This is a genomic window from Kitasatospora sp. NPDC089913 (genome assembly GCF_044748625.1).
GTDB lineage: Bacteria > Actinomycetota > Actinomycetes > Streptomycetales > Streptomycetaceae > Kitasatospora.
Genome location: NZ_JBIVGI010000005.1, coordinates 367,806 through 390,825, shown reverse-complemented (window position 1 = coordinate 390,825; position 23,020 = coordinate 367,806). Strand labels below are relative to the sequence as shown.

At 70.7% G+C, this 23,020-nt stretch carries 18 protein-coding genes; 13 read left to right on the top strand and 5 right to left on the bottom strand.

Annotated elements, in window-relative coordinates; translation table 11 throughout:
• The 12 genes from ACIPYS_RS11495 to ACIPYS_RS11440 all read left to right on the top strand — a co-directional run bounded on the left by ACIPYS_RS11495 (position 1) and on the right by ACIPYS_RS11440 (position 14,254).
• Positions 1-1,050 (top strand): ABC transporter ATP-binding protein, encoded by a 1,050-nt coding sequence (locus ACIPYS_RS11495; RefSeq protein WP_093860687.1) that lies wholly within the window; start codon positions 1-3, stop codon positions 1,048-1,050.
• On the top strand, positions 1,043-2,059 hold the full coding sequence (locus ACIPYS_RS11490) for an ABC transporter ATP-binding protein (protein WP_093860686.1): 1,017 nt from the start codon (positions 1,043-1,045) through the stop codon (positions 2,057-2,059). The genes ACIPYS_RS11495 and ACIPYS_RS11490 overlap by 8 nt, the downstream gene beginning before the upstream one ends.
• 196 nt (positions 2,060-2,255) lie before the next feature.
• Positions 2,256-3,878, top strand: a complete 1,623-nt coding sequence (locus ACIPYS_RS11485; protein ID WP_093860685.1) for an ABC transporter substrate-binding protein — start codon at positions 2,256-2,258, stop codon at positions 3,876-3,878.
• Between the two features lie 85 nt (positions 3,879-3,963).
• Entirely contained in the window at positions 3,964-4,890 is a 927-nt protein-coding gene (locus ACIPYS_RS11480; protein WP_030397125.1) for an ABC transporter permease, read from the top strand.
• Positions 4,891-4,966: 76 nt separating this feature from the next.
• On the top strand, positions 4,967-5,881 hold the full coding sequence (locus ACIPYS_RS11475; RefSeq protein WP_400745483.1) for an ABC transporter permease: 915 nt from the start codon (positions 4,967-4,969) through the stop codon (positions 5,879-5,881).
• A gap of 15 nt (positions 5,882-5,896) precedes the next feature.
• Positions 5,897-6,949 carry an ABC transporter ATP-binding protein gene (locus ACIPYS_RS11470; protein WP_093860684.1) on the top strand — a complete coding sequence of 351 codons (1,053 nt, stop codon included), beginning with the start codon at positions 5,897-5,899 and terminating at the stop codon, positions 6,947-6,949.
• Entirely contained in the window at positions 6,939-8,042 is a 1,104-nt protein-coding gene (locus ACIPYS_RS11465; RefSeq protein WP_093860683.1) for an ABC transporter ATP-binding protein, read from the top strand. The genes ACIPYS_RS11470 and ACIPYS_RS11465 overlap by 11 nt, the downstream gene beginning before the upstream one ends.
• A 432-nt stretch (positions 8,043-8,474) precedes the next feature.
• A complete protein-coding gene (locus ACIPYS_RS11460) occupies positions 8,475-10,121 on the top strand; it encodes an ABC transporter substrate-binding protein (protein ID WP_093860682.1) in 1,647 nt (548 codons plus the stop codon).
• Positions 10,122-10,214: 93 nt separating this feature from the next.
• On the top strand, positions 10,215-11,159 hold the full coding sequence (locus ACIPYS_RS11455; protein WP_093860681.1) for an ABC transporter permease: 945 nt from the start codon (positions 10,215-10,217) through the stop codon (positions 11,157-11,159).
• Positions 11,152-12,132, top strand: a complete 981-nt coding sequence (locus ACIPYS_RS11450) for an ABC transporter permease (protein ID WP_400745441.1) — start codon at positions 11,152-11,154, stop codon at positions 12,130-12,132. The genes ACIPYS_RS11455 and ACIPYS_RS11450 overlap by 8 nt, the downstream gene beginning before the upstream one ends.
• A 15-nt stretch (positions 12,133-12,147) precedes the next feature.
• Positions 12,148-13,242, top strand: a complete 1,095-nt coding sequence (locus tag ACIPYS_RS11445; RefSeq protein ID WP_173862060.1) for an ABC transporter ATP-binding protein — start codon at positions 12,148-12,150, stop codon at positions 13,240-13,242.
• On the top strand, positions 13,235-14,254 hold the full coding sequence (locus ACIPYS_RS11440) for an ABC transporter ATP-binding protein (protein WP_093860678.1): 1,020 nt from the start codon (positions 13,235-13,237) through the stop codon (positions 14,252-14,254). The genes ACIPYS_RS11445 and ACIPYS_RS11440 overlap by 8 nt, the downstream gene beginning before the upstream one ends.
• A 72-nt stretch (positions 14,255-14,326) precedes the next feature.
• On the opposite strand, the gene ACIPYS_RS11435 is transcribed toward ACIPYS_RS11440, so the two are convergent.
• The 5 genes from ACIPYS_RS11435 to ACIPYS_RS11415 form a co-directional block, all read right to left on the bottom strand.
• On the bottom strand, positions 14,327-16,045 hold the full coding sequence (locus tag ACIPYS_RS11435; protein WP_400745439.1) for an ABC transporter family substrate-binding protein: 1,719 nt from the start codon (positions 16,043-16,045) through the stop codon (positions 14,327-14,329).
• 115 nt (positions 16,046-16,160) lie between these two features.
• Entirely contained in the window at positions 16,161-18,512 is a 2,352-nt protein-coding gene (locus ACIPYS_RS11430; RefSeq protein ID WP_400745437.1) for a hypothetical protein, read from the bottom strand.
• Between the two features lie 229 nt (positions 18,513-18,741).
• Positions 18,742-19,206, bottom strand: a complete 465-nt coding sequence (locus tag ACIPYS_RS11425; RefSeq protein ID WP_400745435.1) for a DUF6113 family protein — start codon at positions 19,204-19,206, stop codon at positions 18,742-18,744.
• Entirely contained in the window at positions 19,203-20,144 is a 942-nt protein-coding gene (mshB, locus tag ACIPYS_RS11420) for an N-acetyl-1-D-myo-inositol-2-amino-2-deoxy-alpha-D-glucopyranoside deacetylase (protein ID WP_400745434.1), read from the bottom strand. The genes ACIPYS_RS11425 and mshB overlap by 4 nt, the downstream gene beginning before the upstream one ends.
• Positions 20,145-20,175: 31 nt before the next feature.
• Positions 20,176-20,370, bottom strand: coding sequence for a DUF2304 family protein (locus ACIPYS_RS11415; protein ID WP_030307746.1), 195 nt, complete (start codon positions 20,368-20,370; stop codon positions 20,176-20,178).
• A 301-nt stretch (positions 20,371-20,671) separates the two neighbouring features.
• On the opposite strand from ACIPYS_RS11415, the gene ACIPYS_RS11410 reads away from it, so the two are divergent.
• Positions 20,672-22,825 carry a prolyl oligopeptidase family serine peptidase gene (locus ACIPYS_RS11410; protein ID WP_400745431.1) on the top strand — a complete coding sequence of 718 codons (2,154 nt, stop codon included), beginning with the start codon at positions 20,672-20,674 and terminating at the stop codon, positions 22,823-22,825.
• The last annotated feature ends 195 nt before the right edge of the window (positions 22,826-23,020 follow it).

Below are 23,020 nucleotides of genomic sequence, written 5' to 3'. Positions count from 1 at the left end.
ATGACCACCGTGATCGAGAAGAACCAGAAGAACGGCCGCCTGGAGGTTGGCACCCCGCTGCTGGAGGTCAAGGACCTCCACGTGGAGTTCCACACTCGGGACGGCGTCGCGAAGGCCGTGAACGGAGTCAACTACTCCGTGGCCGCCGGTGAGACGCTGGCGGTGCTCGGCGAGTCCGGCTCCGGCAAGTCGGTGACCGCCCAGACCATCATGGGCATCCTCGACATGCCGCCGGGCAAGATCAGCCAGGGCCAGATCCTCTTCCGCGGGCAGGACATGCTCGCGATGAGCGAGGAGGACCGCCGGCAGATCCGAGGCCAGAAGATCGCGATGATCTTCCAGGACGCGCTGTCCTCGCTGAACCCGGTGATGACCGTCGGCGCCCAGCTCGGCGAGATGTTCCGGGTGCACCGCGGCGCCTCCAAGAAGGAGGCCCGGGAGAAGGCCATCGAGCTGATGGAGCGGGTCCGCATCCCCGCCGCCAGGCAGCGCGTCGGCGACTACCCGCACCAGTTCTCCGGCGGTATGCGCCAGCGCATCATGATCGCCATGGCGCTCTCCATGGAGCCGGACCTGATCATCGCGGACGAGCCGACCACCGCGCTGGACGTCACCGTCCAGGCCCAGGTGATGGACCTGCTCGCGGAGCTGCAGGCCGAGTACAACATGGGCCTGATCCTGATCACCCACGACCTCGGCGTGGTCGCCGACGTCGCGGACAAGATCGCCGTGATGTACGCCGGCCGGATCGTCGAGACCGCCCCCGTGCACGAGCTGTACGCCAACCCGGCGCACCCGTACACCAAGGGCCTGCTCCGCTCGATCCCGCGCCTGGACCAGAAGGGCCAGGAGCTGTACGCGATCAAGGGCCTGCCCCCGAACCTGCTCAAGGTCCCGGCCGGCTGCGCGTTCAACCCCCGCTGTGACGTCGCCACCGACGTGTGCCGCACGGACATCCCGAAGCTGCACCAGGTGACCGACAAGGACGGCAAGGAGCTCACCGGCCGCCGCAGCGCGTGCCACCTCTGGAAGGAGACCCTCCATGGCTGAGCCCATCCTGGAGGTCAAGGACCTGGTCAAGCACTACCCGCTGACCCAGGGCATCCTGTTCAAGAAGCAGGTCGGCGCCGTCAAGGCCGTCGACGGCGTCTCCTTCGACCTGGCGAGGGGCGAGACCCTCGGCATCGTCGGTGAGTCCGGCTGTGGCAAGTCCACGCTGGCCAAGGTGCTGATGAACCTGGAGCGGGCCACCTCCGGCCAGGTTCTGTTCAAGGGCGAGGACATCTCCAAGCTGTCCGGTGCCGGCCTGAAGGCCGTCCGCCGGAACATCCAGATGGTGTTCCAGGACCCGTACACCTCGCTGAACCCGCGGATGACGGTCGGCGACATCATCGGCGAGCCGTTCGAGATCCACCCCGAGGTGGCGCCCAAGGGCGACCGCCGCAAGGCGGTGCAGGACCTGCTCGACGTCGTCGGTCTGAACCCGGAGTACATCAACCGGTACCCGCACCAGTTCTCCGGCGGTCAGCGCCAGCGCATCGGCATCGCCCGCGGTCTGGCGCTCAAGCCCGAGATCATCATCTGCGACGAGCCGGTCTCGGCCCTCGACGTCTCGGTCCAGGCCCAGGTGATCAACCTGCTGGAGCAGCTCCAGAACGAGTTCGAGCTCTCCTACATGTTCATCGCCCACGACCTCTCCATCGTCCGGCACATCTCCGACCGCGTCGGCGTGATGTACCTCGGCAAGATGGTCGAGATCGGCACGGACGAGGAGATCTACGAGAACGCCACCCACCCGTACACCCAGGCGCTGCTGTCCGCGGTGCCGGTGCCGGACCCGACGGCCCGTGAGTCCCGCGACCGGATCATCCTGACCGGTGACATCCCCTCGCCGGCCAACCCGCCGTCCGGCTGCCGCTTCCGCACCCGCTGCTGGAAGGCGGAGGAGCGCTGCTCGACCGAGGTCCCGCTGCTGGCGGTGCCCGAGGTGCTGAGCGGTGCGGCCAAGCACGAGTCGGCCTGCCACTTCGCGGAGGTGCGGGAGCCGGCCGCGGCCTGATCCCGCGTCCGACCCCGCCCGGAGGGGCCCGTAGCCGTTCGCGGCACGGGCCCCTCCGGCGTTCCCGGCCCGGTCGGGCGGGGCGTCAACCGGACGCGGCGGCCGTGCACCCGTCCGGGGGTACCCGACTCGCGCCGCCACGGTGCCGCGCTTCTCATGGGGTGTGATGCGTCACACACCTTGAGGAGGGACCTCCATGCCCGTGGCCACCCGTGCTCGATGGGTCCTCGCCGCAGCGACGTCCGTGGCCCTGGTGGCCAGCGGGTGCAGCAGCAGCAGCGACGGCAGCAGCGGCTCGTCGGACACCAGCAAGACCTTCAGTTACCAGAGCAGTGAGCCGCAGAACCCGCTGCAGCCGGCCAACGCCAACGAGACCGGCGGCGGACGCATCATCCAGAACCTCTTCAAGGGGCTGGTCGACTACGACCCCTCGAACGCGAAGATCCGGATGCAGGTCGCGGACAAGATCGACACCAGCGACTCGCAGACCTTCACCATCACGCTGAAGGACGGCTGGACCTTCCACGACGGCACCCCGGTGCACGCCAAGAACTTCGTGGACGCCTGGAACTGGGCCGCGACCACCGCGAACAACCAGATCAACAGCACCTGGTTCTCCGACATCGAGGGCTACCAGGACGTCCACCCGGCGAGCGGCCAGCCGGCCACCAACAAGATGTCCGGGCTCACCGTCGTCGACGACCTGCACTTCACGGTCAAGCTGAGCGGCAAGGTCTCGTACTTCGAGTACAAGCTCGGCTACATCGCCTTCTCCCCGCTGCCGGACGCCTTCTTCAACGACCCCGCCGGGTACGGGCAGAAGCCGGTCGGCAACGGCCCCTACCAGTTCGTCAGCTGGGACCACAACCAGCAGCTGGTCACCAAGGCGTACCCGGGCTACCAGGGCGTGGACAAGCCGAAGAACGGCGGCGTCGTCTTCAAGATGTACAGCACCGCCGAGGCCGCCTACGCCGACCTCCAGTCCAACAACCTGGACGTGATGGACCAGGTGCCGCCCTCCGCCCTGGCCACCTACAAGACCGACCTGGGGGACCGGGCGGTCGACTCGCCGCAGGGCGCCATCCAGAACATCGGCTTCACGCTCTACCAGGCGGACTGGGCCTCCCCGGACAAGGCGAAGGTCCGGCAGGGCCTGTCGATGGCGATCGACCGCGACACCATCACCAAGACGGTGCTCCAGGGCTCGCGCAAGCCGGCCACCGCCTGGGTGGCCGAGGGCGTCGAGGGCTACAAGGACGGCCAGTGCGGCCAGTTCTGCACGTTCAACGCGGCCCAGGCCAAGCAGCTGGTCACCGAGGGCGGCGGCGTCCCCGGCAACCGGCTGACCATCACCTACAACGCCGACGGCGGCCACAAGGAGTGGGTCGACGCGGTCTGCAACTCGATCCGGCAGAGCACCGGCGTGGACTGCGTGGGCGACCCCCGGCCCGACTTCAAGACCGCCCGCGCGGCGATCACCGGCCACCAGATCAACGGCGCCTTCCGCACCGGCTGGGTCCAGGACTACCCGCTGAACGCCAACTTCCTGGCCGACGTCTACCGCACCGGCGCCGCGTCCAACGACTTCGGCTACAGCAACCCGCAGTTCGACCAGCTCTCCACCCAGGCCGACCAGGCCGCCAGCGTGGCCGACTCGGTGACCGGCTACCAGCAGGCCGAGGCCGTGCTGGCCGGCGGCATGCCGGCCATCCCGCTCTGGTACTACCGCACCAACTCGGGCTACTCCACCAAGGTCCAGAACGTGAAGTTCGACTCCTTCGGCAACCCGGCCTGGACCCAGGTCGAGGTCAAGGGCTGACGAGCTCCCCCGCGCAGGCCCCGCCCTTCCCGCACGGAGGGCGGGGCCCCGGGCACTCGACCACATCCCTAGGAAGGAGGCTCGAATGGGCAGTTATGTGCTGCGGCGGGTGCTGCAGATGATCCCGGTGTTCTTCGGCACCACGCTGCTGATCTTCCTGATGGTCTACACGCTGCCGGGCGACCCGGTCTCGGCGCTGTTCGGGGACAAGGCAGCGGACCCCGCCGTGGTGGCCAGCATCAAGCACAAGTACTACCTGGACCAGCCGATCTGGAAGCAGTACCTGCACTACATGGGGAACCTCTTCCAGGGGGACTTCGGCACCAGCTTCACCGGCCGTCCGGTCAGCGACATCATGGCGGACGCCTTCCCGGTCACCATCCGGCTGGCCCTGATGGCCTTCGCCTTCGAGCTGGTCTTCGGCCTGCTGCTCGGCCTGGTCTCCGGCCTCAAGCGCGGCAGCATCCAGGACACCCTGGTGCTGGTGCTCACCCTGCTGGTGATCTCCATCCCGGTCTTCGTGCTGGCGTACATCGCCCAGACGGTCTTCGCCACCAATCTGGGCTGGGTCACCCCGACGGTGCAGAACTCCAAGGACCTCTCGCAGCTGATCCTGCCCGCCGTCGTGCTGGGCTCGCTCTCGCTCGCCTTCGTCGCCCGGCTCACCCGGACCTCGATCGGTGAGAACCTGCGGGCCGACTACATGCGCACCGCGGTCGCCAAGGGGCTGCCCCGGCGCACCATCGTCACCCGCCACCTGCTGCGCAACTCGCTGATCCCGGTGGTCACCTTCCTCGGCACCGACCTCGGCGCGCTGATGGGCGGCGCGATCGTGACCGAGGGGATCTTCAACGTGCAGGGCATCGGCAACGTCCTGTACCGGGCGATCAACCAGAAGGAGGGGCCCACCGTGGTCGGTATCGTCACCGTCCTGGTGATCGTCTACCTGGTGGCCTCCCTCGTCGTCGACCTGCTCTACGCGGTCCTGGACCCGAGGATCCGCTATGCCTGACATCCACGACGAGAGTTCCTTCGAGCGGCATCCCAAGCCGGGGGTGGACCACCTGGACTACGCCGGCGAACAGGGCATGGCGGTCGAGCAGGAGACCCTGGTCGAGCCGGACCCGGAGAAGCGGGAAGAGGCCCGCAGCCTCTGGGGCGACGCCTGGCGGGACCTCCGGCGGCGCCCGATCTTCCTGATCTCGGCGGTGCTGATCCTGCTGCTGATCGTGATGGCGATCTTCCCCGGGGCGTTCACCGACGCCGACCCGCGCAAGGCCGACCTGGTGAACGACTACCTGAAGCGGCCGGACTGGACGGACTTCTTCGGCGCGGGCTGGTTCGGCTACGACGGCCAGGGGCGCTCGATCTACGCCCGGGTCGTCTACGGCGCCCGGGCCTCGATCACGGTCGGCATCTTCGTGACCGCCATCGTCACCCTGCTCGGCGGGCTGTGCGGCATGGTGGCCGGCTACTTCGGCGGCCCGGTGGACGCGCTGCTCTCCCGGATCATCGACATCTTCTTCGGCATCCCGCTGCTGCTCGGCGCGCTGGTCCTGCTGAACGCCTTCTCCACCCGCACGGTGTGGACCGTGGTCGTCGCGCTGGGCGTGCTGGGCTGGACCCAGATCGCCCGGGTCATGCGCGGCGCGGTGCTGACCGTCAAACAGGCCGACTACGTGATGGCCGGGAAGGCGCTCGGCGCCGGCACCGGGCGGCTGATGTTCCGGCACATCCTGCCGAACGCGGTCGCGCCGGTGATCGTGGTGGCGACCATCGCGCTCGGCGGCTACATCGCCACCGAGGCGACGCTGAGCTTCCTCGGCATCGGCCTGCAGGACCCGACCATCTCCTGGGGCATCGACATCTCCTCGGCCCAGAAGGTGATCCGGACGGCGCCGTACGTGCTCTTCTTCCCGGCCGCGGCGCTCTCCATCACCGTCCTGGCCTTCATCATGCTGGGCGACGCGGTGCGCGACGCCCTCGACCCGAAGCTGCGCTGAGCGAGGGGACGCATCGTGACCACAGCAGTCGACACCGGTACCTCCCGCCGGGAGGCACCGTACGAGGGCCCGTTGCTCGACGTCCGCGACCTGCACGTCGAGTTCGTCACCCGGGACGGCGTGGCCAGGGCCGTCAACGGGGTGAGCTACTCGGTGGCGGCGGGGGAGACGCTGGCGGTGCTCGGCGAGTCCGGTTCGGGCAAGTCGGTGACCGCACAGGCGATCATGGGCATCCTCGACATGCCGCCGGCCCGGATCCCCCGCGGCGAGATCCGCTTCCGCGGCGAGGACATGCTGGCGATGGACAAGGAGCGGCGGCGCCGGATCCGGGGCCAGAAGATCGCGATGATCTTCCAGGACGCGCTGTCCTCGCTCAACCCGGTACTGACCGTGGGCTTCCAGCTCGGCGAGATGTTCCGCGCCCATCACAAGAGCTCGCGCAAGGAGGCCAAGGAGAAGGCCGTCGAGCTGATGGAGCGGGTGCGCATCCCCGCCGCCAAGGACCGGGTCAACGACTATCCGCACCAGTTCTCCGGGGGCATGCGCCAGCGCATCATGATCGCGATGGCGCTGGCGCTGGAGCCGGACCTGATCATCGCCGACGAGCCGACCACCGCGCTGGACGTCACCGTCCAGGCCCAGGTGATGGACCTGCTCGCGGAGCTGCAGGCCGAGTACCACATGGGGCTGATCCTGATCACGCACGACCTGGGCGTGGTCGCGGACGTCGCCGACAAGATCGCGGTGATGTACGCGGGCCGGATCGTGGAGACGGCACCCGTGCACGAGCTGTACGCCCGCCCCGCCCACCCGTACACCCGGGGCCTGCTGGACTCGATCCCGCGCCTGGACCAGAAGGGCCAGGAGCTGTACGCGATCAAGGGCCTGCCGCCGAACCTGCTGCGGATCCCGCCGGGCTGTGCCTTCAACCCGCGCTGCCCGCGGGCCCAGGACGTCTGCCGGCAGGAGGTGCCGGAGCTGTTCCCGGTCACCGCGGAGGACGGCACCGAACTGGCCGGGCGGGGCAGCGCCTGCTTCTTCTGGAAGGAGACCCTCCATGACCGATGACGGGGCCGGCGCACTCGACTCGCCGGCGGAGGCCGCCTTCGCCCAGGAGGTGGCGAGCGGCGAGCCGATCCTCGAAGTCCGTGACCTGATCAAGCACTTCCCGCTCACCAAGGGCGTGCTGTTCAAGAAGCAGATCGGTGCGGTGAAGGCGGTCGACGGGGTCTCCTTCGACCTCATGCAGGGCGAGACGCTGGGTGTCGTCGGTGAGTCCGGCTGTGGCAAGTCCACGCTGGCCAAGGTGCTGATGAACCTGGAGCCAGCCACCGGCGGCTCGGTGAAGTACAAGGGCGAGGAGATCTCCAAGCTGTCCGGCGCCGGGCTGAAGGCGGTGCGCCGGAACATCCAGATGGTGTTCCAGGACCCGTACACCTCGCTGAACCCGCGGATGACGGTCGGCGACATCATCGGCGAGCCGTTCGAGATCCACCCCGAGGTGGCGCCGAAGGGCGACCGCCGCAAGGCGGTGCAGGACCTGCTCGACGTCGTCGGTCTGAACCCGGAGTACATCAACCGGTACCCGCACCAGTTCTCCGGCGGTCAGCGCCAGCGCATCGGCATCGCCCGAGGTCTGGCGCTCAAGCCCGAGATCATCATCTGCGACGAGCCGGTCTCGGCCCTCGACGTCTCGGTCCAGGCCCAGGTGATCAACCTGCTGGAGCAGCTGCAGGGGGAGTTCAACCTCTCCTACATGTTCATCGCGCACGACCTCTCGATCGTGCGGCACATCTCCGACCGGGTCGGCGTGATGTACCTCGGCAAGATGGTCGAGGTCGGCAGCGATCTGGAGATCTACGAGCACGCCACCCACCCGTACACCCAGGCGCTGCTGTCCGCGGTGCCGGTGCCGGACCCGGCGGCGCGCGAGGTCAGGGACCGGATCGTGCTGACCGGCGACGTGCCCTCGCCGGCCAACCCGCCGTCCGGCTGCCGCTTCCGCACCCGCTGCTGGAAGGCCCAGGAGCGCTGCACCACCGAGGTGCCGCTGCTGGCGGTGCCGGGCGGACTGGCCGGGCTCGCCGCACACGAGTCGGCCTGCCACTTCGCGGCCGAGCGCGCGGGGACGACCCCGGGGGAGCCGTCGGAAAGCGGTTGACAGCGGGGCCCCGCCCCGTCGGACGAGCGCGTCCTCCTTTCGGAGGGCGCGCTCCCTTTTTGTCCACCCGCCGACCTGCGGGAATTCCGGCGGATGCCCGCGGGCGATCATCGAAATTGATCATTACGCTTCGTAAATATTCGAATACCGGTGTTATCGGTTCGCTATCCGGAAAGCGGAACCGACGACTCCGCGCGCGATATGGCGGAATTTGCCGAGTATTGTCACGGGTTGGTCCCGGCCTGTAATTGAAAAGAGATGTGACGGCGATTCCACCGAAGGGGTCGGGTGATCGATAGTTGCTCTGCGCGTATCAGTGGTCACCTCGCCGGCTGTGCGGATCGGCCCTGAGATGTCGACCCCCGCCGTGCGCGGCACACCGACTGGCGGGGCGCCGTTCGTTCCCAAGCCCCTAAATCGAGGAGCAGTTGAATGAGGCTCACCAAGACGATGCGCTGGACCGCGCTGGCCGCGTGCACCGCGCTCGCGATCTCCGCGTGCACCACCGGCAGCGGCAAGAAGTCCACGGACGGGGCGAACGCGTCGGGCAAGAAGGGCGGCTCGATCAGCATCGAGTCGGGTGAGCCGCAGCACGGTCTGATCCCGCAGAACACCGCGGAGTCCGAGGGCGCCCAGGTGCTGGCGCAGGTCTTCGCCGGCCTGGTCGAGTACGACCGGAAGACGAACGAGCCGGGGCTGCGCGTCGCCGAGTCGATCGAGACCCCCGACAGCAAGGTCTGGACGATCAAGCTGAAGGACGGCTACACCTTCCACAACGGCGAGAAGGTCACCGCGCAGTCCTTCGTCGACGCGTGGAACTGGGGCGCCAACCAGGACAACGCGGCCGAGGGCCTGCCCTTCTTCTCCAAGATCGAGGGCTCCGAGGAGCTGTCCCCGGGCAAGGACAAGAAGCCGACCACCGACAAGCTCAAGGGCCTGAAGGTCGTCGACGACAAGACCTTCACCGTCACGCTGAGCGCCCCGTTCTCGCAGTTCAAGGTCATGCTCGGTTACACCGCCTTCTACCCGCTGCCGAAGGCCTTCTTCCAGGACAAGAAGAGCTTCGAGGAGTCCCCGATCGGCAACGGCCCGTTCCAGATGGACGGGAAGTGGGAGCACAACCAGCAGATCAAGCTCAAGCGTTACGAGAACTTCCCGGAGGCGGACGGAAAGGCCAAGCTGGATTCCGTCACGTTCAAGATTTACGACAAGCTGGAAACAGCCTACAACGACCTCCGGGCCAACAACATCCAGATCACCAACAAGCTCCCGATCTCGGCGATGGCGACCGTCGCCCAGGAATTCGGTGACCGCTACATCTACAAGCCGGAGTCGGGCGTCGGCTTCATCGGCTTCCCGATCGCGACCAACCCGGCCGCGTACGGCAAGCCGGAGATCCGCAAGGCGATCTCGATGGCGATCGACCGCGAGGCGATCACCAAGACCATCTTCTCGGGCACCCGCGTCCCGGCCGACGACTTCATCAGCCCGATCATCCCGGGCTACCGCAAGGGCGCCATGGGTGACGCGGCGAAGTACGACCCGGCCAAGGCCAAGCAGGTGTGGGACGCCGCCGGCGGCGTCCCGAACAACACCATCGAGCTGGGCTACAACGCCGACGGCGGCCACAAGGAGTGGATCGAGGCGGTCGGCAACCAGCTGAAGAAGAACCTGGGCGTCGAGGTCACCTTCAAGCCGTTCGAGAAGTTCGGCAAGATCCTGGACGCGCTGGGCGCCAAGGAGTACTCCGGCGCCTTCCGGATGGCCTGGCAGATGGACTACCCGTCCATGGAGAACTACCTCCGCCCGATCTTCTCGAAGGTTGCGATCGAGAACGGCTCGAACTACGGCGGTTACGTCAACGAGCAGTTCGAGTCGCTGCTGGACCAGGCCGACCAGGCGAAGTCGGTGGAGGACGGCCAGAAGCTGTACCAGCAGGCCGACGACATCCTGATCAAGGACCTGCCGTACATCCCGGTCTACACCTACATGACCTCGGCGGCCTACACCAAGGGTGTCAAGAACGTGGTCGTGGACGCCCAGAACCGCATCGACCTGGCCAACGTCGAGCTGGCCTGACCTCCGTCCAGTCCGAACGGCACGCCGTGACGGGCGGCGCGGGCAACCTCCGCGCCGCCCGGTGCCGGCGTGCCCCGATCATGAGGAGACCGCATGGGCCGCTATGTGGTCCGCCGGATCATCCAGGCCATACCTGTGATCCTCGGCGCGACGTTCCTGATCTACGCACTGGTCTTCCTGCTGCCTGGTGACCCCATCGCCGCACTGGCCGGTGAGAAGAGGCAGGACCCCGCCGTCGTGGCCGTCCTGCGGGACCGGTACCACCTCGACGACCCGTTCTTCGTCCAGTACTGGGACTACCTGACCGGCCTGTTCAAGGGCGACTTCGGCGAGGACTACCGGGGCAACCAGGTCGTCGACGTGATGCAGCGGGCCTTCCCGTACACCATCAACCTGGCGTTCGTCGCCCTGGCCATCGAGATGGTGGTGGGTGTCACCGCCGGCGTGATCGCCGCCCTGCGGCGCGGCAAGTTCATCGACAACGTGGTGCTGATCTCGACCCTCATGGTCATCTCGATCCCGGTCTTCGTGATCGGCTTCGTGCTCCAACTGGTCATCGGGGTGAAGCTCAACACCGACTACGGCATCGACTTCTTCCCGGTCTCCTTCAACGAGGAGGCCGGTTTCCGTTCGTACCTGCTGCCGGGCTACGTCCTGGCCTCGACCTCGCTGGCGTACGTCGCCCGGCTCACCAGGACCAGCCTGATCGAGGTCATGCGGGCCGACTACGTCCGTACGGCGGTGGCCAAGGGGCTCAGCCCGCTGCGGGTGGTGGTCCGGCACGGCCTGCGCAACGCGCTGATCCCGATCGTCACCTTCCTGGGCATGGACCTCGGCGGCCTGATGGGCGGCGCGGTCATCACCGAGGGCATCTTCAACATCCCCGGCGTCGGACACCAGCTCTTCCAGTCCGTCTACCTGCGGGAACGCACCATCGTCGTGGGCATCGTGAGCGCCCTGGTGATGGTCTACCTGTTCGCCAACCTGGTGGTCGACCTGCTGTACGCCGTCCTGGACCCGAGGATCCGCTATGAGTGAGCCGACGAAGAGCGAGAACACGGGCGCGGCGATCCCGGGGCAGTCCGGCTCCGGGCCGGCCGCGGCGGCGGCCCCGGCGACCGGCAAGGGTTCCGGCGCGCCGGACGCCGGCAGCGAACGGGTCGCCAGCCTCTGGACCGACGCCTGGACGGACCTGCGGCGCAGCCCGCTGTTCCTGATCGGCGGCTTCCTGGTGCTGTTCATGGTCGTCCTCGCGATCGCCCCGCAGCTGTTCACCGACGGGGACCCGCGGGCCGGCGGCTTCTGCAACCTGGCCGACTCGTTGAAGCGGCCCAGCGGTTCGCACTGGTTCGGCTTCGACGTCCAGGGCTGCGACATCTACACCCGCACCATCTGGGGCGCCCGCAACTCCATCATCGTCGGCATGGTGACCACCACGCTGGTGGTCCTGGTCGGCGGCAGCCTCGGTCTGTGGGCCGGCTGGATCGGCGGGATCGGGGACAGCGTGCTCTCCCGGGTCACCGAGATCTTCTTCGCGATCCCGCTGCTGCTCGGCGGCATGCTGATCATGTCCACCTGGGGCGAGGGCAACGCCTGGACCGTCTCCGCGGTGATGGCCGTGCTCGGCTGGCCGCAGATCTACCGGCTGATGCGCTCGGCGGTCCTGGCCAACAAGCACAACGACTACGTGGTGGCCGCCCGGGCGCTCGGGGCGGGCACCGGCCGGATCGTCGGCCGGCACATCCTGCCGAACGCCGTCGCGCCGGTGATCGTGGTCTCGACGATCAACCTGGGCGTGTACATCGGCGCCGAGGCCGCGCTGTCCTACCTGGGCATCGGCATCCAGTCCCCGGCGATCTCCTGGGGCCTGATGATCAGTGACGCCCAGGCCCGCTTCCTGAACGCCCCGCACGTGCTGCTCTTCCCGGCCGCGGTGCTGAGCGTCACCGTCCTGGCCTTCATCATGCTCGGCGACGCGGTGCGCGACGCCCTCGACCCGAAGCTGCGCTGAGGAGGGCCGCGGACCATGACTGACATGACGAAACCGGCGAGGGACGGCGCCGGGCCGGGCCCGGACGCGGTGCAGCTGCTCGGCAGGGGCCGGGAGAGCCTGGTGCCCGGAACGCCCCTGCTGGAGGTCGACGACCTGCACATCGAGTTCCACACCCGGGACGGCGTGGCCAAGGCCGTCAACGGGGTGAGCTACTCGGTGGCGGCGGGGGAGACCCTGGCGGTGCTCGGCGAGTCCGGTTCGGGCAAGTCGGTGACCGCGCAGGCGATCATGGGCATCCTCGACATGCCGCCGGGGCGGATCACCAACGGCTCGATCCGGTTCCGGGGCGAGGACCTGCTCACCATGAGCCCCAAGGCGCGGCGGGCGGTGCGGGGCCGGAAGATCGCGATGATCTTCCAGGACGCGCTGTCCTCGCTCAACCCGGTGCTCAGCGTCGGCTACCAGCTCGGCGAGATGTTCCGGGTGCACCAGGGCGCAAGCCGCAAGGAGGCCAAGGAGAAGGCCGTCGAGCTGATGGAGCGGGTGCGCATCCCCGCCGCCAGGCAGCGCGTCGGCGACTACCCGCACCAGTTCTCCGGCGGTATGCGCCAGCGCATCATGATCGCGATGGCGCTGGCGCTGGAGCCGGACCTGATCATCGCGGACGAGCCGACCACCGCGCTGGACGTCACCGTCCAGGCCCAGGTGATGGACCTGCTCGCGGAGCTGCAGGCCGAGTTCAACATGGGGCTGATCCTGATCACGCACGACCTGGGCGTGGTCGCGGACGTCGCGGACAAGATCGCGGTGATGTACGCGGGCCGGATCGTGGAGACCGCCCCGGTGCACGAGCTGTACGCCCGCCCGGCGCACCCGTACACCAAGGGCCTGCTCAACTCGATCCCGCGGCTGGACCAGAAGGGCCAGAACCTCTACGCGATCCAGGGCCTGCCGCCGAGCCTGCTGCGGATCCCGTCGGGCTGTGCCTTCAACCCGCGCTGCGACCGGGCCCAGGACGTCTGCCACACCGAACTCCCGCGCCTGGTCCCGGTGCTGGACGCCGAGGGGGCCGACCTGCCGGGCCGCCGCAGCGCCTGCCACTTCTGGAAGGAGACCCTCCATGGCTGAGCCGATCCTGGAGGTCAGGGACCTGGTCAAGCACTACCCGCTGACCCAGGGCATCGTCCTCAAGAAGCAGGTCGGCGCGGTGCGGGCGGTGGACGGCGTCTCCTTCTCGCTGGTCAAGGGCGAGACGCTGGGCATCGTCGGCGAGTCCGGCTGCGGCAAGTCCACGCTGGCCAAGGTGCTGATGAACCTGGAGAAGGCGACGTCGGGCCAGGTGCTGTTCAAGGGCGAGGACATCACCCGGCTCACCGGGGCCGGCCTGAAGGCGGTGCGCCGGAACATCCAGATGGTGTTCCAGGACCCGTACACCTCGCTGAACCCGCGCATGACGGTCGGCGACATCATCGGCGAGCCGTTCGAGATCCACCCCGAGGTGGCGCCCAAGGGCGACCGCCGCCGGGCGGTGCAGGACCTGCTGGACGTGGTGGGTCTGAACCCGGAGTACATCAACCGGTACCCGCACCAGTTCTCCGGCGGTCAGCGCCAGCGCATCGGCATCGCCCGGGGCCTGGCGCTCAAGCCGGAGCTGATCATCTGCGACGAGCCGGTCTCGGCGCTGGACGTCTCGGTCCAGGCCCAGGTGATCAACCTGCTGGAGCAGCTGCAGAACGAGTTCCAGCTGTCGTACATGTTCATCGCGCACGACCTCTCGATCGTGCGGCACATCTCCGACCGGGTCGGTGTGATGTACCTCGGCAAGATGGTCGAGATCGGGACGGAGGAGGAGATCTACTCCCACCCGACCCACCCGTACACCCAGGCGCTGCTGTCCGCGGTGCCGGTGCCGGACCCGACCGGGCGCGAGCACCGCGAGCGGATCCTGCTCAGCGGTGACATTCCCTCGCCGGCCAATCCGCCGTCCGGCTGCCGCTTCCGCACCCGCTGCTGGAAGGCGGAGGAGCGCTGCTCGACGGAGATCCCGCTGCTGGCGGTGCCGTCGACGCTGCGCGGGCCGGCCGCGCACGAGTCGGCCTGCCACTTCGCGGAGGTGCGGGACGTGATCGGTTCGGGCTGACCGCGCCCGGCACCGCCCCCGGGGCCCCGGAGTCGACGCGACTCCGGGGCCCTTCCGGTGGCCGGACCGGCGTCACTTCTGGAAGCCGACGTTCTCCCAGACGATGTCGGACAGGCCCTGGGCGCCGATGTTGGCGAGGTCGGCGCGGCTCCCGTACAGCTGCGGGCGCTGGTAGAGCGGCAGCACCCCGGCCACCTTCCACAGTTCGGCGTCGGCCTGGTTGATGGCCTCGAAGGCGCCGGCCGCGTCGCCCGCGGCGGAGGCCCGGTCGAGTGCGGCGTCGACGGAGGGGCTGCCGGACTGGGAGTGGTTGGTGCCGCCGTTCTGGACGAAGTTGGCCCGGTTGCCGCTGGCCGGGAACGGCGTGCCGAGCAGCGAGTAGGCGGCGATGTCGAAGTCCCGCCGGTTGACGTACTTGTCGAAGTACTCGTTGGGGTTGGCGGTGACCGTGGTGACCTTCACCCCGACCTCCTTGAGCATGCCGGTCGCGACGGCGGCCTCGTTCTGCGCCTGGGTGACCCCGGCGGGGATGACCAGCCGCAGATTGAGCTCCTTGCCGTCCTTGCGGCGGACGTCGCCGTCGAGCTTCCAGCCGGCCGCGTCGAGCTTGCGCACGGCCTCGGCCGGGTCGTAGCGGCTGAGGCCGAGGGAGTTGTCCCGGTAGGCGTTCTGGTTGGCCACCAGCAGGTGGTTGTTGAGGGTGACGGTGGGCCAGTCGAGCCCGGCCAGGTCGGAGCGGGCGATGACGTCCCGGTTGATCGCCTGGAACACGGCCTGGCGGACGGAGGGATCGGTGAGCGCCGGGCTGCGGCCGTTCAGGGTGAACTGGCGGAAGTCGGGCCCGCCGGCCCGGCGGACGGCGGCCCCGGGGGTGCTGCGGATCAGCTGGTAACCGGCCACGTCCGGGCCGTTGTTGAACAGGTCGATCTCGCCCTTGTTGAAGGCGGCGGCCATCGTGTTGGGCAGCATCGCGCGGAAGACGATCCGGTCCAGCAGCGGCTTGTCGCCCCACCAGGCCGGGTCGGCGACCAGGGTGACGGTCTGTGCCGCCCGGTCCATCCGCTCCACCTTGAACGGGCCCGCGGTGACCGGGATGGCCTCCAGGTAGGAGGTGTTGAAGAGCTCGGGGGTGGAGATCCGGCTCGCGGGCAGCAGCGGGGCGTTGGCGGCCCCGTTGAACATCGACTGCCACTCGGAGAACGGCCGCTCGAAGGTCATCACGGCCTGGAAGTCGTCCTTGCCGCGCTCGACCGCCGAGACCAGCTCGAAGCCGGTGCTGCTGGCCGACCGGTAGGCCGGGTCCTTGCCGTTCAGCGCCCGCCAGTTGGCCTCGATGTCGCGCCAGGTGATCGGGACGCCGTCGGACCAGTGGGCCTTCGGGTTGAGCGTCCAGACCACCACCTGCCGGCCGTCCCGCTGCTCGCTGTGCGCGTCCTGGAGGTAGGCCGGGTTGGGGGTCTGGGTGCCGGCCGCGTCGGAGCGGAAGAAGGTCGGCAGCAGCGGCTTGGTGACGGCGATGGTGGACGACTCGCCGCCGTCGGTCTGGACCGGCGACCACTGGGTGGAGTACTGGGCCACCGCGACCCGCAGGGTGCCGCCCTGGCGCAGCTCGGCGCGTTCGTGCGGATTGATGTCGACGGCGGTGAGCTTGGGCGTCTCGAGCGAGCTGGGGAGGGCCCGGGCGTCGGCTCCGGAGCCGTTGCCGGGACCGCAGGAGCACAGCGTCAGCGAGAGCGAGACGGCGGTGAGACCGGCGAGCAGGGCCGTGCGGTGGTACAGGGGGCGGCCCATGGTGGTTCTCCCGGGACGGATGCGGCGGACGATAGGCGTCACATCTTGCTGACCGGGGACCGGAGTTGTCGAGGGGCGGGTCCGGATCCGGACCCGCCCCCGGGTAACGGTTCGATCAGACCGGGAACTTGAAGGTCCGGTCCTTGTCGCCGCTCTTCTCGAACAGCGCGGTCACCTGGTCCGCGACGTCCTGCGGGGTGATCGGGACGAGCTGGCCGTTCTTCTTCGTCTTCACCTTGTCGAAGGCGCCGGCGAGCTGGCGGTTCAGCGCGTCGAGGTCCCACTTCGGCACGAGCTTGCCGTTGGCGTCCGGCACGAGGGTGAGCGCCGCGGCGGCGGTCTTCGGGCCGAAGTCGAACTTCTTGGCGCCGGCCGTGATGTGGATCTGGCCGTTCGTCACCGACTTGCCGAGGGTGTCCGCCGCGCCCTGGAGGGCCTGCGGGGAGGTCTTCGGCTGGGCGGCCGTGACGGCGAGGGCGATGGGCTGCTCCGGCTTGCCCGCGGCGCGGTCGCGGTAGGCCGTGTCGACCAGGTCGACGGCGGCGGCGGAGTCCACCGCCTGGCCGGCCTTGCCCGGGACGACGACGGCGTCGCCGTTCTCGGCGAACTTGACGTAGCCCTCCTGGAGCCCCTGGCCGGATCCCCCGGCCAGCGCCTCCAGCGCGGACTTGAGCTTGGCCCGGTCGACCTTGACCTCCGGCGGGACGGCCTTCTCGCTGCCCTTGAGCGACTTGAGGACGTCCACCGGGTTGTAGGAGTGCTGGGTGAGCCGGTCGACGGTGGCCGTGGTGTCGAAGGCCAGCCCGGCGGCGGTCGGGTCGAGGTCCACGGTCTGCTCGCCGACCTTCAGCTTGACCGGCTGCTGGCCGGCCTTGCCGACGCTCTCGTCGAGCTGGTGGATGGCCTGGTCGCGGTTGCTGCCACCGATGTCCGTGCCGAGCACCACGGTGCCCTTGGGGATGTCGGACTGGTTCAGCATCAGCCCGGTGCCGTAGGCGGCGGCGCCGAGGAAGGCCACGCCGACGACCGCGTAGGTGGTGAGCTTGACCAGCTTCTTGGCGGCGCTCGGCCGGGGCTTGGCGGCCGCGGCGGGCTTGGCGGCCGGCGCGGGCTTCGGGGCGGACGGGCCGTCCGCCGCCGGTGCGGCGGGCGGTGCGGAGTCCGCGCCGCCGGGGTGCGGGTGGGCCCGGGGGGCTCCGGGGTGCGGGCCGGCGGGCGCCCCCATGGCGTCGGGGACACCGGGGAACAGGCTGCCCGGGGCGCCCTGCGGGCCGGCGGCCGGCGGGCGCTGGGCGGCGAACGGGTCGGCGCCGGCCGGGGCGGAGGCGAACAGGCCGGGCTGCGGGCCGCCGCCCGGAGCGGCCGGTCCGGCGGGGGCCCCGGGTATGGGGCCGGCCGGGGCGTTGCCGCGGACCGGGGCGAAACCGTCGACCGAGGTGTCCTCGGGGTCCGCGGTGCCGGGCCCGGCGGGGGCCTGGCGGCCCCGGCCCTGCGCGGCAGCGCCGGGCAGGCCCGGGCCGGGGTTGAACGGGTCGGCCCCGGGGTTGAACGGCTCGGGGCCGGGGCTGAACGGGTCGGCCGGGCCGCCGGTGGCGAAGGGATCGGCCGGGGCGCCCGGCGCGAACGGGTCGACCGGGCCGCCGGTGCCGAAGGGGTCGACCGGGGCACCGGGCGCGAACGGGTCGGCCGGGGCGTCCGCGTAGACGCCGGCCTCGTCGGCGGGCAGCTCGCCGCCGGCGCCGTACGGCGAGGCGGGCGCGCCGGTCGGGCGCGGACCGGGGGCCTGCGCCTGGGCCTGGGCGGGCACCGGGCGGCCGTTGGCACGGGCCGCGGCGGGGCGCTCGGTCTGCGGGCGGCCGCCCTCGGGACGGGCGCCGTTCGGCCGGGCGGTGCCGCGCTGGGCCCCGGCGGGCGCCGCGGCCGGGGCCGCCGCGGCGGCGGCGGGAGCGCCGGCCGGCACCGTGGCCGGGGCGGCACCCTCGCCGGGAGCGGCCTTCTTCTGCCGGGGGCGGAACCAGGCACCGGTGGACTCGGCCTCGGAGGTGGCCGGCGGGATCTGCCACTCCGGCGGCAGGTCCGGCGGGGTGGAGCGGCCGCCGCCGTCCATCACACCGAGCACCGGGGAGGCGGGCGCGGCGGACCGGTGGCGGGGGCCGGCCGGGTCGGCGGCGGGCGCGGGGGCCTCCTCGCCGGTGCCGTCCTCGTTCTTGACCGTGCTGCGCACCACCACCGGCGGGATCGGGCGCGAGCCGGGGATGTTGATCCGGACGCGGGTGGTGAGGGTGGTCTCGGTCTTCGGGCTCTCGTCCTCGGCCTCCGGAGCCGAGCCCTTGGCGGCGGCGCCGGCACCCGCGCGGTCGCCGCCGGGGAACCCCGGTGTGCCGTAGGGCGGGGTGCCCGACGGGTAGGCGTCCGGTCCCGTGCGCCGAGGCGTCGGGTGGGCGTTGTCAGATTCGCGGCTGCTCAATGCTGCTCTGCTCCGGGTTCGCGGGCCGGGCCGTGCGGCGCGACCGCGGTTGTCGGCGCCGGACCAGGCGGGCGGCGTCGGGTACGGCGTTCTGCGGCACCACCATACTGGGAAGAACCGGCCGGTGAACCGGTTCGGACAGATCCCGATACGTCCGGTTCCTCCGGTATGAGAGTACGACCGGACGGTATTGACTGCCCGTCGTACCGGCCACCGTACGCGGATCCGCTCAGGGGCGGCGCGGCGGCCCCGGAACGCCGGGGAACCAGCCGGCGCGGGTCGGCAGGGTGGCGCAGATCACGCCGAGGATCGAGCCGACGAACAGCCAGCAGAGCGACGTGGCATTGGTCCAGAGCACGTTGTCCCCCTCCGGGCGGGGCACCATCACCAGCAGCAGGGCCAGGAACCAGCCGGCCGCCGGGACCCCCGCGCCGAGCCGGGTGCCGGTCACCCGCAGGCCGCCGTAGAAGGTGGCGGCGGTGGCGGCGAGTGCCAGCAGGACTCCCACGGGCGGCCACAAGGCCTGCACAAATGCTCCGCAGATCGACACCGCGATGCCCAGCAGGAAGAACAGGACATAAGCCGCGATCCGTGCGACGCGCGGGGGCTGGGACTCCTTCAGCCGCTCGTCCCGGCTGCCGAGCAGCGCCGCCGGGATCGAACGGCGCGCGGGCCGGGCGTCGGTCGCGGTCATCGGGCGGGCTCCTCGGGGGTCGCGGTGGGGGCTTCGGGGCCGGGGCCGCCCGTGGTGGCGTCGGCGTCGGAACCGGCGAAGAGGTCCTCCTCCGGCAGTCGCGACCCGGCCCGGCCGCGCACCAACTGGTAGTACTCGGTGGCGAGCAGCGGCTGGCCGAGATCGTTGGAGAGCGCGAAGAAGGTGCCGTCCACGGTGATCTGGGTCGCGTGCGCGGCCATCGCGGCGGCCTTGCGGTCGGCGTACGCGGTGCCGTCCACCACGGTGGTGACCAGCTCGTCGGCCACCACGCCGGGGACGTCGGCGGCCTGCGCCACGCCCGGGAACGGCGCCTTCGCGGCGGTCTCGGCGAGGCCCCGCTCGATCACCGACCTGGGCACCCGGTTCCAGTAGACCTTGGCGATCCGCCAGGCCGGGCCGAGGTCGGGCCGGTGGGCGGGGTCGGCGGCCAGCTCGTGCGCGCGCATCGCGACCCGGTGCGCCTGGATGTGGTCGGGGTGCCCGTAGCCGCCGTCCTCGTCGTAGGTGACCAGTACCTGCGGGCGCACCTCCCGGACCACCGCGGCCAGCCGGTCGGCCGCCTCGTCCACGTCGGCCTGCCAGAAGCAGCCGGGCACGTCGTTGTCGGGCACGCCCATCATCCCGGAGTCGCGGTAGCGCCCCGGGCCGCCGAGGAAGCGGAAGTCGGTGACCCCGAGTTCGGCCATCGCCCGCGTCAGCTCGCCGATCCGGTGGGCGCCGAGGGCGTCCTCCCGGTCGGCCGTCAGCCGGGCCAGCTCGGGCGGGATCACCTCGCCGCCCTCGCCGAGGGTGCAGGTCACCAGGGTGACCCGGGCGCCCTCGGCGGCGTACCGCGCCATCGTGGCGCCGTTGTTGATCGACTCGTCGTCGGGGTGCGCGTGCACCAGGAGCAGGCGGCGTCCGGTAGTCGCGGTCATGGGGCGAAGCCTAACGACCGTACGGCGGGGGTCAGAGCTTCAGGCCGTTGATCATTCCGGCGAGGTTGCTGGTGACCTGGCTGATCGAGGGGGCGATGGAGCTGGACGCCAGGTAGAAGCCGAGCAGCGCGCAGACGATCGCGTGCGCGAGCTTCAGGCCGGAGCGGCGGATCAGCACCACCACGATGACCAGCATCAGCATGGCTGCGGAGATGGACAGGGCCATGGCTCACACCCCTTCCGGGTGCGCCGCTCCTCCCGGGGAGGGGCGGCGGTCGTACCGTGCGGGACTTGCGGTCGGGCGACCGGGGCCCGGGACGGAGCCTGACGATCACTCGTGGACCAGTCATACCCGATCAGTGAGGCGGGCATTACGTTGAGTGAGGCCGCGCACCCCGGGGCACAGTCGCACGCAAGGGGCGCATGGGCCGGTCGGAGGGGGTGCGACCCCCGTCCGGGCGTACTTGCGCACGATGCTCCGAACGAGTGATCACCACCGGTGCGGCGGCGTCATAGGGTCTGGTGCCATGACCACCCACACCCCAGCGGACACCTTCCCGAGGCAGTACGCGCGCACCCTGCGCTACACCGTCGGCGCTCCCCGGTCGTTCTCCGTCGCACCCGACGGCTCCCGGGTCGTCTTCCTGCGCTCGCCCTCCGGCGGCGACCGCGCCAACCTGCTCTGGACCCTCGACACCGCCACCGGCGAGGAGCGGATCGCCGCCGACCCGGCCGTCCTGCTCGGCGGTGGCGAGGAGGACCTCTCCCCGGCGGAGAAGGCCCGCCGCGAGCGCAGCCGCGAGGGCTCGGCCGGCATCGTCGGCTACGCCCTGGACGGCGCGGGCCGGCTCGCCGCCTTCGCCCTCTCCGGCCGGCTGTTCGTCGCCGACCTGGTCGCCGGCACCGCCACCGAGCTGCCCGCCGAAGGCCCGCTGGTCGACCCGCGGCTCTCCCCGGACGGCGTCCACGTCGCCTACGCCAATACGGCCGGCGAGCTGCGGCTCACCCGTACCGACGGCACCGGCGACCGCGCCCTCGCCTCGCCCGAGGGCCCGAACGTGACCTGGGGCCAGGCCGAGTTCATCGCCCAGGAGGAGATGGACCGCGACCGGGGCCACTGGTGGTCCCCCGACAGCGACCTGCTGCTGGTCGAGCGGGCCGACGACACCCCGGTGCGCCGCTGGTGGATCGCCGACCCGGCCAACCCGGACCGCGAGCCGGCCGAGGTCGCCTACCCGGCCGCCGGCACCCCGGACGCCGAGGTCGGCCTCTGGCTGCTCGGCCTGGACGGCAGCCGCACCGAGGTGGTCTGGGACCGCGCGGCCTTCCCCTACCTGGCCCGGGTGCACTGGTCCCGGGGCGGCGTGCCGCTGCTGCTGGTCCAGTCCCGCGACCAGCGGGTGCAGCGGATCCTCGGTCTGGACACCGCCACCGGCGCCACCGAGCCGCTGCACGAGGAGCGGGACGACATCTGGCTGGAGCTGTTCCCGGGCGTCCCGGCCTGGACCCCGGACGGCAAGCTGGTCCGGATCTCCGACGAGTCGGGCGCCCGCGCCCTGGTGATCGGCGGGAACACCGTCACCGGCCCCGACCTGCACCTGCGCTCGGTGCTCGCGGTCACCGCCGATGAGGTCCTCTTCACCGCTTCCGGCGGCGCCGCCGAGACCGACCCCGAGCCCGGCTGGGTCGCCGTCGGCCGGATCGGCCACGACGGCAAGCGGCTCTCCTGGGAGGCCGCCAACGGTCGCCCGTTCACCTCCGTCACCACCGCCGTGCACGCGGCGGGCATCACGGTGCGGGCCACCGCCGAGCCCGATCTGCCCGGCACCCTGGTGCGGGTCTCCCGGGACCTGCCCGAGGGCGTCGCGGTCGACGACATCGCCACCGTCGCCTCCTACGCGGAGACCCCGGTGATCACGGCCAGGCCGGTGTTCCGCTTCGCGGGCGAGCGCCGGATCCCGGCCGCGGTCTTCCTGCCCACCGGCTACGACCGGGAGCGGGACGGCCTGCTGCCCGTCCTGATGGACCCGTACGGCGGCCCGCACGGCCAGCGCGTCGTCCAGGCGCACAACCCGCACCTGAACTCCCAGTGGTTCGCCGACCAGGGCTTCGCGGTCGTCGTCGCCGACGGCCGGGGCACCCCCGGACGCGGCCCGGCCTGGGAGAAGTCGATCGCCTTCGACTTCGCGGGGGCGACCCTGGACGATCAGGTGGACGCGCTGCGGGCGCTCGCCGCGGAGTTCCCGCTGGACCTCGACCGGGTCGCGATCCGCGGCTGGTCGTACGGCGGCTACCTGGCCGCGCTCGCCGTGCTGCGCCGCCCGGACGTGTTCCACGCGGCGGTCGCGGGCGCGCCCGTCACCGACTGGCGGCTCTACGACACCCACTACACCGAGCGCTACCTGGGCCACCCGGACGAGCGGCCCGAGGTGTACGAGGCCAATTCGCTGACCGGCTACGCGGCGGGCCTGGAGCGGCCGCTGATGATCATCCACGGCCTCGCCGACGACAACGTGGTGGCCGCGCACACCCTGCGGCTCTCCTCGGCGCTGCTCGCCGCCGGTCGCCCGCACACCGTGCTGCCGCTGTCGGGCGTCACCCACATGACGCCGCAGGAGGAGGTCGCGGAGAACCTGCTGCTGCTCCAGGTCGACTTCGTGAAGAAGTCGCTCGGCGGCTGAGTCAGGCCGCCGGTCCGGTGGGGGACGAGGGAGGGGGAGCGGAGCCGGAGCAGGGTGCCCGGGCCCGCGGACGAGCGGTGCCGGGGCGTACCCATCCCGCTCCCCCTGGGCCGCGTGTACCCGCACGGGGTCGATCTGTCCGGCCTCGACGTGGCCACACCGTAGCCCCGGCCACCGACAACCCCTCGGCCGCCG

Coding starts and splice junctions, on each gene's coding strand:
- ACIPYS_RS11445 (WP_173862060.1), top strand. CDS start 12,148: ATGACTGACATGACGAAACCGGCGAGGGACGGCGCCGGGCCGGGCCCG.
- ACIPYS_RS11455 (WP_093860681.1), top strand. CDS start 10,215: ATGGGCCGCTATGTGGTCCGCCGGATCATCCAGGCCATACCTGTGATC.
- ACIPYS_RS11410 (WP_400745431.1), top strand. CDS start 20,672: ATGACCACCCACACCCCAGCGGACACCTTCCCGAGGCAGTACGCGCGC.
- ACIPYS_RS11435 (WP_400745439.1), bottom strand. CDS start 16,045: ATGGGCCGCCCCCTGTACCACCGCACGGCCCTGCTCGCCGGTCTCACC.
- ACIPYS_RS11460 (WP_093860682.1), top strand. CDS start 8,475: ATGAGGCTCACCAAGACGATGCGCTGGACCGCGCTGGCCGCGTGCACC.
- ACIPYS_RS11485 (WP_093860685.1), top strand. CDS start 2,256: ATGCCCGTGGCCACCCGTGCTCGATGGGTCCTCGCCGCAGCGACGTCC.
- ACIPYS_RS11480 (WP_030397125.1), top strand. CDS start 3,964: ATGGGCAGTTATGTGCTGCGGCGGGTGCTGCAGATGATCCCGGTGTTC.
- ACIPYS_RS11450 (WP_400745441.1), top strand. CDS start 11,152: ATGAGTGAGCCGACGAAGAGCGAGAACACGGGCGCGGCGATCCCGGGG.
- ACIPYS_RS11440 (WP_093860678.1), top strand. CDS start 13,235: ATGGCTGAGCCGATCCTGGAGGTCAGGGACCTGGTCAAGCACTACCCG.
- ACIPYS_RS11475 (WP_400745483.1), top strand. CDS start 4,967: ATGGCGGTCGAGCAGGAGACCCTGGTCGAGCCGGACCCGGAGAAGCGG.
- ACIPYS_RS11495 (WP_093860687.1), top strand. CDS start 1: ATGACCACCGTGATCGAGAAGAACCAGAAGAACGGCCGCCTGGAGGTT.
- ACIPYS_RS11425 (WP_400745435.1), bottom strand. CDS start 19,206: ATGACCGCGACCGACGCCCGGCCCGCGCGCCGTTCGATCCCGGCGGCG.
- ACIPYS_RS11490 (WP_093860686.1), top strand. CDS start 1,043: ATGGCTGAGCCCATCCTGGAGGTCAAGGACCTGGTCAAGCACTACCCG.
- ACIPYS_RS11415 (WP_030307746.1), bottom strand. CDS start 20,370: ATGGCCCTGTCCATCTCCGCAGCCATGCTGATGCTGGTCATCGTGGTG.
- mshB (WP_400745434.1), bottom strand. CDS start 20,144: ATGACCGCGACTACCGGACGCCGCCTGCTCCTGGTGCACGCGCACCCC.
- ACIPYS_RS11465 (WP_093860683.1), top strand. CDS start 6,939: ATGACCGATGACGGGGCCGGCGCACTCGACTCGCCGGCGGAGGCCGCC.